At 65.2% G+C, this 13625-nt stretch carries 15 protein-coding genes; all 15 read left to right on the top strand.

The features are described 5' to 3' along the window. Window positions 1-4 precede the first annotated feature (4 nt). The 15 genes from ACM43_RS18930 (at window position 5) to ACM43_RS18860 (ending at window position 13590) form a co-directional block, all read left to right on the top strand. Entirely contained in the window at window positions 5-1318 is a 1314-nt protein-coding gene (locus tag ACM43_RS18930) for a MotB family protein (protein WP_271542090.1), read from the top strand. Continuing rightward, window positions 1315-2490, top strand: coding sequence for a chemotaxis protein (locus ACM43_RS18925; protein ID WP_271542089.1), 1176 nt, complete (start codon window positions 1315-1317; stop codon window positions 2488-2490). The genes ACM43_RS18930 and ACM43_RS18925 overlap by 4 nt, the downstream gene beginning before the upstream one ends. Then, window positions 2487-3830 (top strand): flagellar hook-length control protein FliK, encoded by a 1344-nt coding sequence (gene fliK / locus ACM43_RS18920; RefSeq protein WP_271542088.1) that lies wholly within the window; start codon window positions 2487-2489, stop codon window positions 3828-3830. The genes ACM43_RS18925 and fliK overlap by 4 nt, the downstream gene beginning before the upstream one ends. Then, window positions 3781-4362 carry a transglycosylase SLT domain-containing protein gene (locus ACM43_RS18915; protein ID WP_271542087.1) on the top strand — a complete coding sequence of 194 codons (582 nt, stop codon included), beginning with the start codon at window positions 3781-3783 and terminating at the stop codon, window positions 4360-4362. Before fliK ends, ACM43_RS18915 begins: the two co-directional genes overlap by 50 nt. A 106-nt stretch (window positions 4363-4468) precedes the next feature. After that, window positions 4469-5701 carry a flagellar hook protein FlgE gene (locus ACM43_RS18910; RefSeq protein ID WP_025034317.1) on the top strand — a complete coding sequence of 411 codons (1233 nt, stop codon included), beginning with the start codon at window positions 4469-4471 and terminating at the stop codon, window positions 5699-5701. Window positions 5702-5736: 35 nt separating this feature from the next. Continuing rightward, on the top strand, window positions 5737-7212 hold the full coding sequence (gene flgK, locus ACM43_RS18905; protein ID WP_271542086.1) for a flagellar hook-associated protein FlgK: 1476 nt from the start codon (window positions 5737-5739) through the stop codon (window positions 7210-7212). 3 nt (window positions 7213-7215) lie between these two features. Next, a complete protein-coding gene (locus ACM43_RS18900; protein WP_271542085.1) occupies window positions 7216-8262 on the top strand; it encodes a flagellar hook-associated family protein in 1047 nt (348 codons plus the stop codon). Window positions 8263-8330: 68 nt separating this feature from the next. Then, window positions 8331-8675, top strand: a complete 345-nt coding sequence (flaF, locus tag ACM43_RS18895) for a flagellar biosynthesis regulator FlaF (protein WP_157281887.1) — start codon at window positions 8331-8333, stop codon at window positions 8673-8675. Continuing rightward, complete coding sequence (flbT, locus tag ACM43_RS18890) at window positions 8675-9085, top strand: flagellar biosynthesis repressor FlbT (RefSeq protein WP_271542084.1); 411 nt, start codon at window positions 8675-8677, stop codon at window positions 9083-9085. Before flaF ends, flbT begins: the two co-directional genes overlap by 1 nt. Window positions 9086-9100: 15 nt before the next feature. After that, entirely contained in the window at window positions 9101-9520 is a 420-nt protein-coding gene (flgD, locus tag ACM43_RS18885) for a flagellar hook assembly protein FlgD (protein ID WP_036007048.1), read from the top strand. Next, the gene (gene fliQ, locus ACM43_RS18880; protein WP_025034323.1) at window positions 9517-9783 is read left to right on the top strand and encodes a flagellar biosynthesis protein FliQ; all 267 of its coding nucleotides are present in this window, start codon (window positions 9517-9519) and stop codon (window positions 9781-9783) included. Before flgD ends, fliQ begins: the two co-directional genes overlap by 4 nt. 73 nt (window positions 9784-9856) lie before the next feature. Then, on the top strand, window positions 9857-11938 hold the full coding sequence (flhA, locus tag ACM43_RS18875; RefSeq protein ID WP_271542083.1) for a flagellar biosynthesis protein FlhA: 2082 nt from the start codon (window positions 9857-9859) through the stop codon (window positions 11936-11938). Next, a complete protein-coding gene (gene fliR / locus ACM43_RS18870; RefSeq protein ID WP_271542082.1) occupies window positions 11935-12687 on the top strand; it encodes a flagellar biosynthesis protein FliR in 753 nt (250 codons plus the stop codon). The genes flhA and fliR overlap by 4 nt, the downstream gene beginning before the upstream one ends. Window positions 12688-12694: 7 nt before the next feature. After that, on the top strand, window positions 12695-13114 hold the full coding sequence (locus ACM43_RS18865; RefSeq protein WP_157281879.1) for a hypothetical protein: 420 nt from the start codon (window positions 12695-12697) through the stop codon (window positions 13112-13114). Beyond that, window positions 13111-13590: a rod-binding protein gene (locus ACM43_RS18860; RefSeq protein ID WP_198399646.1), complete on the top strand. Its 480-nt coding sequence runs from the start codon at window positions 13111-13113 to the stop codon at window positions 13588-13590. Before ACM43_RS18865 ends, ACM43_RS18860 begins: the two co-directional genes overlap by 4 nt. Window positions 13591-13625 lie beyond the last annotated feature (35 nt).

Raw genomic sequence — 13625 nt, 5'->3', positions numbered from 1 at the left:
CGCCATGGAGGAGGTCAAGCATGAGATCGTGATCGTCCGCCGCCGCAGCGCCTTCGCCGAGGAGGCGCATCACGGCGGCGTCTGGAAGATCGCCTATGCGGACTTCATGACCGCGATGATGGCGTTCTTCCTGGTCATGTGGCTGCTCAACGCGCTCAACCAGGACCAGAAGCAGGTCGTCGCGAGCTATTTCAACCCGATCAAGCTCGCTGAGAACTCACCTGCCCCAAAGGGCCTCAAGGATCTCTCAAAAAAGGAGCCGTCGTCGTTCGAAGGCCAGGACGGCAAGCGTCAGCCGGCCGGCACGAACGAGGAAAGGCGCGGCGATTCTCCGACGGCTGAGAAGCCGGCCTCTTTCGAGGAGAAGGTCCTGTTCCGTGACCCCTATGCGACGCTCGCCGAGATCGCCAACAGCGCGAACCAGTCGACGGGCCAGCGGCGCGCCGGCGCTCTGACCTCCGCTGAAGAGGACGGCCTCAAGGGGGGCGATGCCTATCGCGATCCATTCGATCCCGGCTATTGGAAGCTGGCGCCACAGGCGTCCAAGGACGCCGATCGCTTCATCGAGAGCGAGCCGAAGCCGAATGCCTCCGCGCGAGACGGCGCAGCCGGAGCAAATCCGGGCGAGGTGCAGGCGCGCCGGAGCATGACGGATGATGCCGGCGGCAACGTGGCTCCGGGCCCGGAGAGCTCGTCCGCAAGTCTGTCGCCGCTGGCGCCACCGGGCGCCGCACCGACGCAGTCGCCGCGCGAGGGCAGCGCCCAAGCTGGCGTCCAGGTGAGCACCGCCCGGCAGGCTCGTCTCAACGATACGGCGAAGGAGCCGGAGGCGCGCGACACGGCGCAAACGCAGCAACCCACCCTCAAGCAGCTTCAGTCCGCGGTCGCGGAGGCGCTGTCGGACATCAAAGCAGGGGCGGGGCCGGCGGCCGAGGTGCGTCAGGTCGAGGAAGGGCTCCTGGTCAGCCTCACCGACGATGCGAGCTTCGGCATGTTCGCGGTCGGCTCGGCGGAGCCGCGGCCCGAGCTGATCCGCGTGATCGACAAGATCGGGCCGCTGCTGATGAAGCGCCAGGGCATGATCATCGTCCGCGGGCATACCGACAATCGGCCGTATCGGTCGGAAACTTACGACAATTGGCGGCTGTCGACCGCGCGTGCGCAGATGGCCTATTACATGCTGGTCCGTTCCGGCGTCGATGCGCGGCGGATCGAGCATATCGAAGGTTACGCCGATCGGCGGCCGAAGCTCCCGAACGATCCGGCGGCCGCCCAGAACCGCCGGATCGAAATCCTGATCCGGGAGAAGCGACCTTGATCAGGCTGCTGCGCCGCGCCGTCTTGCTGCTGCCGTTCATCGCGGCAAATGCGCTTGCCCAGCCTGCGCCCCAGGGCAGCGAACCCTATGAGCTCGTCCGCGCGTTGCAAGCGGTGCAGGACGGCATCGCCCGCGGCGACACCGCAGCACATGGTAATCATATCTCCTTGGTCCGGCAGATCGGCGAGAAGTTTCTCGCTGCCGATCCCGCGGTGTGGAGCAATCCGCAGAACGGCCAGGCCGTCGTCATCTACCTGCTCAGCGGCGGTGCGCCGCAAATCGTCCGCAAACTGCCGCGCGACAAGATGAACGTCGACGAGCGGCTGTTCAACGGTGCGCTCGCCTATGTCGAGGGTCGCCAGGAGGAAGCGCGGGAGCTATTCAAGGAGATCAAGCCGCGGACCATTCCCTCGGGACTGGGCGGACAGGTCGCGCTGGTTCAGGGCGCGCTGTTCGCGCGCGCCGAGGCATCGCTCGCGATCGAGCGCCTGGACGATGCGCGCCTGCTGCTGCCCGGCACGCTGGTCGAGGAAGCGGCGCTGCGGCGCGAGATCCTGCTGGTGGGGCAGGCGGAGGATTTCGAGAAGTTCGAGTTCCTGACGTTGGCCTATCTCCGCCATTACCGCAACTCGATCTATGCGGGCGATTTCTGGCAGCGCTTCTCCGCGGGGCTGACGCAATCGAGCCTGGCACTCGACGAGCGCCGCTTTGCGCGGATCTCAGCCCTGCTGGAGCAGATCGATCGTGCCAGCCGCCTCAAGCTGTATCTCGTGATCGCGCGCGCCGCGATGGTGCGCGGACGGCTGAGTGTGACCCGGCTGGCCGGCGAGCGGGCATTGACCCTCAGCGCGGATGCATCAGCGGAGCGCGAGCGCGCCCATTTCTTCCGCGGGGCCTCGCGCGTGCTCGCCGACGAATATGACGGCGGTCTCGCCGAACTGAAGGCGCTCGACCGGTCGAAGCTGCCCGAGCGCGACCTCCCCCTTCTCAATGCCACGGTGCAACTCGCGCTCGATGTCCGCAAGCCGTTCGCGGGCGGATCCGCCGCGGCGGCGGACAAGCCCCCGGCAACGCCGGCGCGCCTCGATCTGGCGTCGTCGACCGCGACGCTCGCACGCGCGCAGAAGCAGCTCGGCGAGCTCGAACTTCTGACCAAGGACCGCCGTCCATGACCAAGCTCAGTGGAACCTCCGGACAGCTCTTCAACGGTCTCGCCGAGAGTCTCAACATGCGCGGGTCGCGCGCGGCAAAGGGCGCAGCGACCAAACCGCAGGCGAATTCGTCCTTCAACGAATTGCTCCACACCGTCTCGAATCTCGCCAAGCAAGCCCTGAGCGAAGACGGCAGCGAGACGGCCGCGAAGACCGGAACGCTGCGCACGCGTCCGATCCAACCGACCGAGCAGGAGAAGCCGAAGCAGGCGACGCTGCGCGAACCTGTCGCGGCCACCGCAGATCCAAAGTTCATGGACGAGGCCTCCGACACCAAGTCCGACAGGCTGGCGGAGAAACAGCATCCGGTCGATCATGTCACCGGGACAGATCGCCAGGATCAATCCGGCATCGCTGTGATGGTCGGGCAGGAGATCGCTGCCGTGCCTGCCGTGAAGCCGCAGATGCAAGTTCCCTCCGCAGACAAGGAAGCGCCTGCGCGCGATGAGCGGTTAACCTCGGCGAAGCACGAGGCTCCGGGCGTGATGAGGGCGCCAACCGGGGATCCCGGTCCATCCAGTCCTGCCCCGGCCGGCGCGCGCTCGCAGGCGGCGGCTTCGCAAGCGATGGCGGCGTCGCAATCTGCGCTGACGCAAGGTATGGAGGCTTCGAGCGCAAGGCCGGCATCATCCGGCTTCGAGGCTGTTACGGCCGATGTCGAGCGCGCTGCCAAGGCTTCGGCGCGCGCCGCGCTGCCCGAGACGACCAAGGTCACCGTGGTCCAGCAGGAAACCCATCTGCCACCGGCGCAGTTCAACGCCCCGCAGCAGGTTGCCAATGCAGTCGTCGCCGAGCTGAAGGAGTCCTCGGCTCCGGCTGCGTCCGCGGCACCCGATCTCGCCGCATCCCAGACCAACGCACCGGATCAGCCGCTCAGGATCCTGACCGTCAATCTCGAACCGCCCGCGCTCGGCAACGTCACGGTGCGCCTGCGTCTTGTTGGCACCGAAGTGTCCGTCCAACTCGCGGCCGAGCGCAAGGACACGAGCCAGATGCTCGACCAGCAGCGCGACCAGATCCGCGATCTCATGCAGTCAGCAGGCTATGTCGCCGACGTCGCGCCGGTCCAGCACGGCTCGCTGGACGGATTCCAGAGCGGCTCCGGCCAGTCCCAGCCCCAGCTCTCGGGCCAGCAACAATCCTCGCCGCAGTCGCAAGGCGCGTTCGGCGGCGCCGGCACGTCGTCGGGGCAATCCGACGGCGGCGCGAAGCAGGCCCGCGAGGAGCGCCAGTTCAATCAGGAGACGCGTCATGAGCAGGACGTGGCGCCGCATCACCGTCGCGGCCCTGTTTATCTCTAGTGCGGGCGCCGCCGAGGCGGCCGCCGAGACTGTGCGCCCCTGCGAGCGCGAGATGACGCGCGCGGCCCGGCAGCATGGGATTCCGCTCGGCATTCTCTATGCGGTCGGCCTCACTGAGACCGGCCGGCGCGGCGCGCTCCATCCTTACGCGCTCGGGGCCGACGGCCAGACCGTGTTCGCCAAGGACATCAACGATGCAATCGCGAATTTCGAGGCGATGCGCAGCAAAGGCATCAAGCTGATCGATCTCGGCTGCATGCAGATCAACCATTACTATCACGGCGAAAAGTTCGCTTCGGTCCGGGCGATGTTCGATCCCGCGGGGAACGTCGAGTACGCCGCGCGCTTCCTGAAGGAGTTGAAGCAGCGCGAGGGCAGCTGGACCATGGCGGTCGCCCGCTACAACGCGGGTCCCAACAATCAGCCGGCGCAGAAGCGCTATGTCTGTCACATCGTTGCGCATCTCGTCTCGAGCGGTTTCGGCGCGTGGACGGACAAGGCGCGCTCGTTCTGCCAGCCCGGGACGAGCTGAAGCAGAGCTGACCGGACCACGACAAGTTGTGCATCGCGCCCAATCATCAGCCCCGCGCAAGCAAGAACCCCCATTGTAGCTGCAACCTACCAAAGGAGCCCAATTCATGAGCCTGTATGGTGTTATGCGCACCGGCGTTTCCGGGATGAACGCGCAGTCCAACAAGCTGTCGACGGTCTCGGACAACATCGCCAACGTCAACACGACGGGCTACAAGCGGGCTTCGACGGAGTTCTCCTCGCTGATCCTGAAGAGCGGCTCCGGCAATTACGATTCCGGCGCTGTCGAAACCAAGGTCCGCTATGCCATCAGCGACGGGGGCAATACGCAATATACCACATCGACCACGGACCTCCGCGTCCAGGGCAATGGCTTCTTCGTGGTGTCGAACGCCAACAACACGCAGCAATATCTGACGCGGGCCGGCTCGTTCGTGCCCGACAGCCAGGGCAACCTGGTCAACGGGGCGGGCTTTTATCTTCTGGGCCAGCCCGGCAACGTGACCAATTTCTCGCAGAACAGCCTGTCCGGCATGCAGATCGTCAACATCGCCCAGGTCTCGCAGGTGCCGGTGCCGTCAACGGCGGGGACGCTGACGACCGGCAACCTGGATCCGAAAGCGGCCGTCATTGCTGGCCCGCCTGGTCCGGCGTCATATTCATCGAAGAGCTCGATCGTGGCCTACAACAATATCGGCCAGGCCGTTACGCTCGACGTCTATATGTCTCACACGGCGACAGCTGCCGGCTCGGATACCTGGCAGATCGGGGTCTACGACTCCGCGACGGGCACCTCGCTCGGCGCCGCCACGACGTTCACCTTCGATACCACGGCGGCCGGCAGGGGCGCGCTCGCCGCGGCGAGCCCGACCGGTCTTGCCTTCACCGTTCCCGGAGGTGCGGCGATGACCTTTGACCTGTCGAACTTGACCCAGGTCGGTACCGACTTCAGCTTCAAGGCCACCGTCAATGGCAGCGTTCCCTCGGCTATTGACAAGGTCGATATCGACGATGCCGGCCACGTGACGGCGATCCTCAAGAATGGGCAGCAGCTGACGCTCTACACCATCATGCTCGCCGACGTCGCGAGCCCCGACAATCTGACGCCCGAGCCGGGCAACGTCTATTCGACCAACATGAATTCCGGCAACGCGCAGGTCGGAAATGCCGGCACGGGTGGGCTCGGCACGATCCAGTCCAGTGCCCTGGAGGACTCCAACGTCGACCTTGCGGACGAACTCACCGGCATGATCGAGGCCCAGCGCGGCTTCACGGCGAACTCGAAATCGTTCCAGACCGGCTCGGATCTGCTGGACGTCGTCGTCAACCTGAAGCGCTGAGTTCTTCGGCGCTCGTTTTCGGGCAAGAGCACGCCATGTCGCTTACCGCCGCTCTCAACTCGGCTCGCTCCTCGCTCATGGCGTCGAGCGTCCAGTCGTCGGTCATCTCGCGCAACATCGCCGGGGCCAGCGCCACCGGCTATTCGCGCAAGCTCACCGTGCTGGACAATTTGCCCGGTGCCGGCGTCTATGTCGCGGCGATCCAGCGCGCCGCCAGCTCGGGCCTCTACAACAACGTCCTCGTCGCGACCTCGTCGTCCGCCAAGCAGACCGCGATCTATGACGGCCTGCAGAAGATCGCCACCGCGACGGTGGACGATCCGGAGCTCGACCAGTCGCCGACGGCGCAGCTCAACGCGCTGAAGCAGGCGTTGCAGAAATATGCCAACGCCCCGGACAACGCCACGCTGGCGCAGGCGGCCGTCGCGTCCGCCAAGGACATGGCGACCGCGCTCAACCAGGCGACCCGGACCGTGCAGTCGGTCCGCGAAAGCGCCGATGCCGACATGCAGACGTCGGTTCAGAACATCAACCAGTTGCTCTCCCGGTTCGAGACCGTGAACACCGCGATCGTGAAAGGCACGATCTCCGGCGACGACATCACCGACTATCTCGATCAGCGCGACAGCATCGTCTCGCAGCTGTCGCAGGAGGTCGGCGTCAACATGTCGATCCGCCCCAATGGCGACGCGGCGCTCTACGCCGACAGCGGCGTCGTGCTGTTCGACAAGACGGCGCGGACGGTGAGCTTTGCGCCGACGAATGCCTACACCGCCGGCACCACGGGCAACGCCGTCTACATCGACGGGGTCCCGGTGACCGGCGCCAATTCGGTGATGCCGCTGAAGTCGGGCAAGCTCGCAGGCCTCGCCCAGCTGCGCGACCGGGACACCGTCACTTATCAGAGCCAGCTCGACGAAATCGCGCGCGGCCTGATCAACACGTTCAGGGAAAGCGATCAGACCGCCGCGGCGCTGCCCGACGTTCCCGGCCTCTTCACCTATCCGGGCGCGCCGGCGATGCCGGCGAGCGCGACCGTCTCGGTGGGCCTCGCCGGCACGATCTCGGTCGCCGCATCGGTCGATCCAGCCCTGGGCGGCAACCCGAATCTGCTGCGCGACGGCGCGATCAGCGGCAACCCTGCCTACCGATACAACACCGCCGGCAACGGCGGCTATTCGGTTCGGCTGCAGCAGCTCATCGGCGGCATGGATGCCGCGCAGCCGTTCGATGCAACCACGCAGGGCAAGCCGAGCGGCAGCCTGATCGACTTCGCATCGTCGTCGGCGAGCTGGATCGAGAATCAGCGCAAGGTCGCCAACGACAACTCCGAGTACCAGAGCACCTTGCTCAACCGCAGCATCACGGCGTTGTCAAACGTCAACGGCGTCAACATGGACGACGAGATGGCCTTAATGCTTCAGGTCGAGCGCACTTATTCGGCCTCGTCGAAGATCATTTCGACCGTGGATGAAATGCTGCAGAGCCTGCTGACCGCCGTGGGGAACTGAGCCATGATGAGCGCAAACTACGTTTCCACCCTGATGCTGTCCTCGTCGTTGAGGTATTCGATCACGAACAACCAGGCGGCGCTGAGCAAGGCCTCGACCGAGGCGACCACCGGCCGCTTCTACGACGTTGGTCTGGAACTCGGTGCCTCGACGGGAAGCGATCTCACGCTGCGGGCGGACTTCAGCTTCGCCGATCAGCTCGTCGATACCAACGGGCTCGTCTCGGGACGCCTCGACGTGACGCAGAATCGGATCACCCAGCTCAGCAAGACCGCGACGGACTTCCTCAAAGACTTGATCGCGGCCCGCAGCACCGACGGCGGCGGGCGGGTCATCTTGCCGCCTGCTGCCTCCAATCTCCAGGACCTGATCGGCGCATTGAACGTCTCCTATAACGGCTCCTATCTGTTCTCGGGCATCAACACGCAGAACGCGCCCATCACGCCTTACGCCGCGGGCTCGGCCAGCAAAAACCAGGTCGATGCGGATTTTCTCGCGGCCTTCGGCTTCTCGCAATCCGCGCCCGGCGTGGCCACGATCACCCCGGCCCAGATGCAGACCTTCCTCGACACCACCTTCGATGCCGAGTTTGCCAGCCCGGCCTGGAACACCAATTGGTCGTCGGCGACAGACCAGACCATGCAAAGCCGCATCTCCACGACGGAGATCGCGGAAACGTCGGTGAGCGCCAACCAGATCGGCTTCCGCAGGCTCGCCGAGGCCTACACCATGATGGCCGACCTCGGGAACGTGAAGCTGAGCCAGGAGACGTTCCAGGTCGTGGTGGACAAGGCCATCGGGCTGGTCGGCAACGCCATCAACGATCTCGCTGCGCTGGGCGGCAGCGTCGGCACGGTCCAGCAGCGGGTCACCACCGCAACCGCCAAGCTCAAGACGCAGCAGGACATCCTGAACAATCAGATCGTCGGCATGGAGAAGGTCGATCCGACCGAAGCCTCGGTCCGGGTCAATACGCTGCAGACACAGATCCAGACCGCGCTGGCGCTCACCTCGCAGCTCCAGAAGATCAGCCTCATCAATTATCTCTGAGCCAAGGCTGCGCTGTCAGGCTCGTAACCTTTGTCCAGTTGTTCGGTTTTCTGCGAAGAGTGGTCCTGATGACGTTTGAAGCCTATGAAGCGGTCGTTGACGAAAGTGGCTATGAGGCGCGCAGCCGCGAGCGGCAGGCGCTCAGCCTCGGCATCGACCGGCTCGAGCGGATCCAGAAGGGGCGTTTCAGCCTCGAGGATCAGGTCGAGAGCCTGCTCTATGTGCGGCGGCTGTGGACGATCTTCATCGAGGATCTCGCGCACCCGGACAACGGCCTGCCGGACAAGCTGCGCGCCGACATCATCTCGATCGGCCTGTGGGTGGTCAAGGAGGCCGACCGTCTCCGCGAGCAGCGGTCCAGCGACGTGGTGCAGCTCATCGAAATCAACCGCCTGATCCGAGACGCGCTTTAATGAAGATCTCCTTGCGCGCGGGCGAACGGATCTACATCAACGGCGCGGTGCTCCGCGTCGACCGCAAGGTCTCCGTCGAGCTCGTCAACGACGTGATGTTCCTGCTCGAAGGGCAGGTCATGCAGGCGTCCGACGCCACCACGGCGCTGCGGCAGCTCTATTTCATCGTCCAGCTCATGCTGATGAACCCGACCGACGTTCGCGACGCTGCGACGCTCTACGCCCAGCATCACGCCGCCCTGTGTGCCGTTTGCGAGAACCGCGAGATGCTCGATGGGCTCGGCGCGATCGACGAACTGGTCGGGGCGACCCGCTATTTCGAGGCGCTCAAGCGGATTCGCGCGTTGTTTCCGGTGGAGCAGGCCATCCTGGCCGGCGCCGCCGCCGTTTCCCCAGTCGAAGCTGCCTGACAGCGGAGGGACAAGATGAACGTCACCAGCGCGACCGACAGCACCAGCAGATCCAGCTCGACCGACACCAACTCGACGACGTCGAGCAACAGCGTAGACTACAACACGTTTCTCCAGCTCCTCATCGCCCAGATGAAGAACCAGGATCCGACCAATCCCATGGACACCGCGCAGTATATGAGCCAGTTCGCCCAGCTCTCGACGGTCGAGCAGGCGATGCAGACGAATGCGAAGCTAGACGCGCTGTTGTCCTCGCAGTCCTTGTCGCAGGCCAACGGGCTGATCGGGAAGACGGTCAGCTTCACCGACTCGACCGGCGCGACCTTCAGCGGCAAGGTCGTCTCGGTCTCCATCAACAGCGACGGCTCCATCGCGACGCTTCAGGATGGCACCAAGGTCGCGGTCGGACCGGGCCTCACGATCAGCCAGTCATGAACGAGCGGGACGCCCTCGATATCGTCCAGGCGGCGATCTGGACCATCATCGTCGCCTCCGGGCCTGCGGTCGGCGCAGCCATGCTGGTCGGCACCGTCATCGCGCTGATCCAGGCCCTGACCCAGATCCAGGAGGTGACGCTGACCTTCGTGCCGAAGATCATCGTCATTCTCCTGGTCGTTGCCGTCTCCGGCTCCTTCATCGGCGCGCATCTGTCGACCTTCACCGAGATGGTCTATTCCAGGATCGAGCGCGGCTTCTGATCCGGCGGCCCCGGCACCATCCCCGCGTAAGCTTTGCGCGGCAGATTACGGGCGGACCCCCTGCCGGTGACCCATGGCCGATACGTTAGCTGCTAGCCCGCCCAATCCGCGCCGTCTCGGAACGGATGCCTTTTTCGCCGCCGGCATCGTGACCATGCTCACGATTCTGTTCCTGCCGATTCCTCCGATCCTGATCGACCTCGGCCTCGCGTTCTCGATCGCGCTGTCGGCCCTGATCCTGATGGTGGCGCTGTGGATTCAGCGTCCGCTCGACTTCTCGGCTTTCCCGACCGTGCTGCTGATCGCGACGATCCTGCGCCTCGCGCTGAACATCGCGACGACGCGCCTGATCCTGTCGCGCGGCGGGGAGGGTGAACATGCGGCAGGCCATGTCGTTGCCGGCTTCTCGCAGTTCGTCATGGGCGGCGACTTCGTCATCGGCCTCATCATCTTCGCGATCCTGGTAACGGTGAATTTCGTCGTGATCACCAAGGGCGCGACGCGTATCGCCGAAGTCGGCGCCCGTTTCACCCTGGACGCCATCCCGGGCAAGCAGATGGCGATCGACGCCGACCTGTCCGCCGGCTTGATCGACGACAAGGAAGCGCAGCGCCGGCGCCGCGAGCTCGAAGAGGAGAGCGCGTTCTTCGGCGCCATGGACGGCGCCTCGAAATTCGTCCGTGGCGACGCCATTGCCGGTCTCATCATCACCGCGATCAACATCTTCGGCGGCATCGTCATCGGCGTCACCCATCACGGATTGACTCTGTCCCGCGCGGCCGACGTCTACACCAAGCTCTCCGTCGGCGATGGTCTGGTGTCGCAGATGCCGGCTTTGATCGTGTCGCTGTCGGCGGGCCTCCTGGTCTCCAAGGGCGGCACCACGGGCTCGGCGGAGCAGGCGGTGCTGCGGCAGCTCGGCGGCTATCCGCGCGCGGTGTCGGCCGCCGCGCTGATGATGTTCGTGCTCGCTTTGATGCCGGGACTGCCGATGGCGCCGTTCGTGCTGCTTGGGGGTGTCATGGCCTTCGTCGGCTATTCGTTGCCGAAGCGGCAGGCCGCGCTGAAGCAGAAGGAGGAGGCCCGCAAGGCCGACGAGCGCGCCCAGGCTGAGGCCAAGGAGTCCGTCAAGGAGCAGCTCAAGACCGCCGAGATCGAGCTGGCGCTCGGCGGCCACCTTTCGGTCCATCTGTTGGGCTCGCGCACCGAGCTTGCCCACCGCGTGGCCAAGATCCGCAAGAAATTCGCCAAGCAGTACGGCTTCGTCATTCCCGAGATCAAGCTCACGGACAATCTGTCGATCGATCCCAAGAGCTACCAGATCCGGATTCACGACACGCGCGTTGCCCATGGCGAGCTCAGGCTCGGCGAGGTGCTGGTGCTGGTCGACAAGGACGGCAAGCCCGACGTGCCGGGCGACGAGGTGATCGAGCCCGCGTTCGGCATGAAGGCGCTGTGGGTGACGGAAGCCTTCACCGACGAAGTCAAGCGGCAGGGCTGCAAGCCGGTCGACAATTTGTCGGTGCTGCTCACGCATTTGAGCGAAGTGATCAGGGCGAACCTTGCCCAGCTGCTGTCCTACAAGGACATGCGCGCCCTGCTCGACCGGCTCGATCCCGAATACAAGCGCCTGGTCGAGGATCTCTGCCCGTCGCAGATCTCCTATTCGGGCCTGCTGGCGATCCTGAAGATCCTGCTTGCCGAGCGCGTCTCCATTCGCAATCTTCACCTGATCCTCGAGGCGATCGCCGAGATCGCGCCCCATGTGCGGCGCTCCGAGCAGGTGGCGGAGCACGTTCGGACCCGACTCGCCCAGCAGATTTGCGGTGATCTCTCCGACAATGGCGTGCTCAACGTGGTCCGTCTCGGCAACCGCTGGGATCTCGCTTTCCACCAGAGCCTGAAGCGCGATGCCAAGGGGGACGTCGTCGAGTTCGACGCAGACCCGCGCCTGATCGAGCAGTTCGCGACCGAAGCCAGCGCCGCGATCCGGAAATTCACCGAGAGCGGCACCAGCGCGGTGCTGGCAGTGACGCCGGAAGCGCGCCCCTATGTCCGGATGATCCTGGAGCGGGTGTTCCCGACTTTGCCGATCCTGTCGCATGTCGAAGTCGCGCGCAGCGCCGAGATCAGGGCGCTGGGAGCCATATCGTGATCTCAGGGCTCGCCGACAGCGTGCTGGTGACGTTCATCGTGTTTTGCCGCATCGGCGCCTGCCTGATGCTGGTGCCCGGCTATTCCAGCGTCAACGTTCCGCCCCAGGTGCGCCTGTTCGTCGCGCTGGTCACGACGTTTGCACTGACGCCGATCCTGATTGCCGTCCTGAAGCCGCTCACGGACAACGCGGCTCCCCTGACGCTCGCGCTCCTGATCTGTTCCGAGCTCGTGGTCGGCAGCGTCATCGGGCTCGGCGGGCGCGTGTTCTTCCTCGCCCTCCAGACTATGGCGACCATGATGGCGAGCGCGATCGGGCTGAGCAACATCCCGGGCACACCGATCGCCGACACCGATCCGGCGCCGGCCCTGGTGCCGCTGATCATGGCGGCCGTCACCACGCTGTTCTTCATGACCGACCAGCACTGGCAGGTGCTGCGGGGGCTGATGAACTCCTACGACGTCTGGAAGCCCGGCAGCAGGCTGGGCGGCAGCGTCGCGCTCGAGCTGCTCGTCGGCCGCCTTTCGGAAGCGTTCGTGCTGACGCTGCGGATCTCGAGCCCTTTCATCGTCTATTCGGTCATCGTCAACCTGGCGGTCGGCCTGATCAACAAGCTGACGCCGGCCATTCCGGTCTATTTCATCTCGGTGCCCTTCGTGCTGTTCGGCGGCTTCCTGCTGCTCTACCTCACCAGCGACGAGCTGCTGACGCAGTTCATGCTGGGCGCGTCGTCGTGGCTGGCGGAGTGACCGGGTCATGACATCGCGCGCGGACAAGCTCGGCCGGATGGTCTCGCTGGTGAAGCTGCAGCTCCGGCTCTCCGAATGGCAGCTCGCTCAATTGCGGCAGCAGGAGCGCAGCCTGCAGGACGAGCAAGAATGGCTGGTCGGAGCCTTGAACGATGGAAAGCCGCCGGCGGGATCGTCGAACGAATCGATCGCGCGGCGTCTCAACAGGGCGAGCGTCGGCGCCCGTGCGGTGCAGGCGCAGGCCGTGCAGCAGCTCGACCAGGTTCGCAGGGAGACCCGCCGCGTGAAACAGATCGAGGAGGTCGCCAAGGCCGCACTCGCAGACAAGCTCCGCGATGCCGAGAAGCGCTCGCTCGAGGACATGACGGGAACGAGCCTTACCGTGCACGCCTGGACGCCACAGCCAGCCAACCGGAACAAGACATGATCGTGACAGCGACGCCCGACCTCGTCCTCGACGTCCTCGAAGCCGCGGACCCCGCGACGCAGCGCGCCGCGACCGCGAAGCTCGACGCGCTGAAATCGTCGGACGCCGATTTCGCCGCCACGATGGAGGCGGAAGTCGGCAAGGCCAAAGCGGCGACCGCCGATCAATCCGCGGCGAAAGTCGCGGAAGCGCAGTCGGGTGCCGTGAACGGGGCGCCGGTGCAGGTGATCAAGGCGCCGGCATCCGGTGAGGTTTACCGCAAGTTCGAAGCCTTCATCCTCCAGACCTTCGTCGAGACGATGTTGCCGAAGGAGTCGGAGGAGGTCTTCGGCAAGGGCACGGCTGGCGGCGTCTGGAAGTCGATGCTTGCAGAGCAGCTCGGCAGCCAGCTGGCAAAGGGCAACGGTGTCGGCATCGCCCGGCAGCTCGCCGCCGCGCATCCGGCTGGACCGGACGCTGCGAAGGCCAAATCATGATCCGCGAACGGGTGACAGAAGTTGAGAGGTGAATT

It is taken from the genome of Bradyrhizobium sp. CCBAU 45321 (assembly GCF_028128975.1).
Lineage (GTDB): Bacteria > Pseudomonadota > Alphaproteobacteria > Rhizobiales > Xanthobacteraceae > Bradyrhizobium > Bradyrhizobium yuanmingense.
This window is presented reverse-complemented; position numbering and strand designations above follow the sequence as displayed.

Excerpts from the sequence above, each read along its gene's own strand:
- ACM43_RS18930 (WP_271542090.1), top strand. The coding sequence starts at position 5 with ATGGAGGAGGTCAAGCATGAGATCGTGATCGTCCGCCGCCGCAGCGCC.
- fliK (WP_271542088.1), top strand. The coding sequence starts at position 2,487 with ATGACCAAGCTCAGTGGAACCTCCGGACAGCTCTTCAACGGTCTCGCC.
- ACM43_RS18915 (WP_271542087.1), top strand. The coding sequence starts at position 3,781 with ATGAGCAGGACGTGGCGCCGCATCACCGTCGCGGCCCTGTTTATCTCT.
- ACM43_RS18910 (WP_025034317.1), top strand. The coding sequence starts at position 4,469 with ATGAGCCTGTATGGTGTTATGCGCACCGGCGTTTCCGGGATGAACGCG.
- flgK (WP_271542086.1), top strand. The coding sequence starts at position 5,737 with ATGTCGCTTACCGCCGCTCTCAACTCGGCTCGCTCCTCGCTCATGGCG.
- ACM43_RS18900 (WP_271542085.1), top strand. The coding sequence starts at position 7,216 with ATGATGAGCGCAAACTACGTTTCCACCCTGATGCTGTCCTCGTCGTTG.
- flaF (WP_157281887.1), top strand. The coding sequence starts at position 8,331 with ATGACGTTTGAAGCCTATGAAGCGGTCGTTGACGAAAGTGGCTATGAG.
- flbT (WP_271542084.1), top strand. The coding sequence starts at position 8,675 with ATGAAGATCTCCTTGCGCGCGGGCGAACGGATCTACATCAACGGCGCG.
- flgD (WP_036007048.1), top strand. The coding sequence starts at position 9,101 with ATGAACGTCACCAGCGCGACCGACAGCACCAGCAGATCCAGCTCGACC.
- fliQ (WP_025034323.1), top strand. The coding sequence starts at position 9,517 with ATGAACGAGCGGGACGCCCTCGATATCGTCCAGGCGGCGATCTGGACC.
- flhA (WP_271542083.1), top strand. The coding sequence starts at position 9,857 with ATGGCCGATACGTTAGCTGCTAGCCCGCCCAATCCGCGCCGTCTCGGA.
- ACM43_RS18865 (WP_157281879.1), top strand. The coding sequence starts at position 12,695 with ATGACATCGCGCGCGGACAAGCTCGGCCGGATGGTCTCGCTGGTGAAG.
- ACM43_RS18860 (WP_198399646.1), top strand. The coding sequence starts at position 13,111 with ATGATCGTGACAGCGACGCCCGACCTCGTCCTCGACGTCCTCGAAGCC.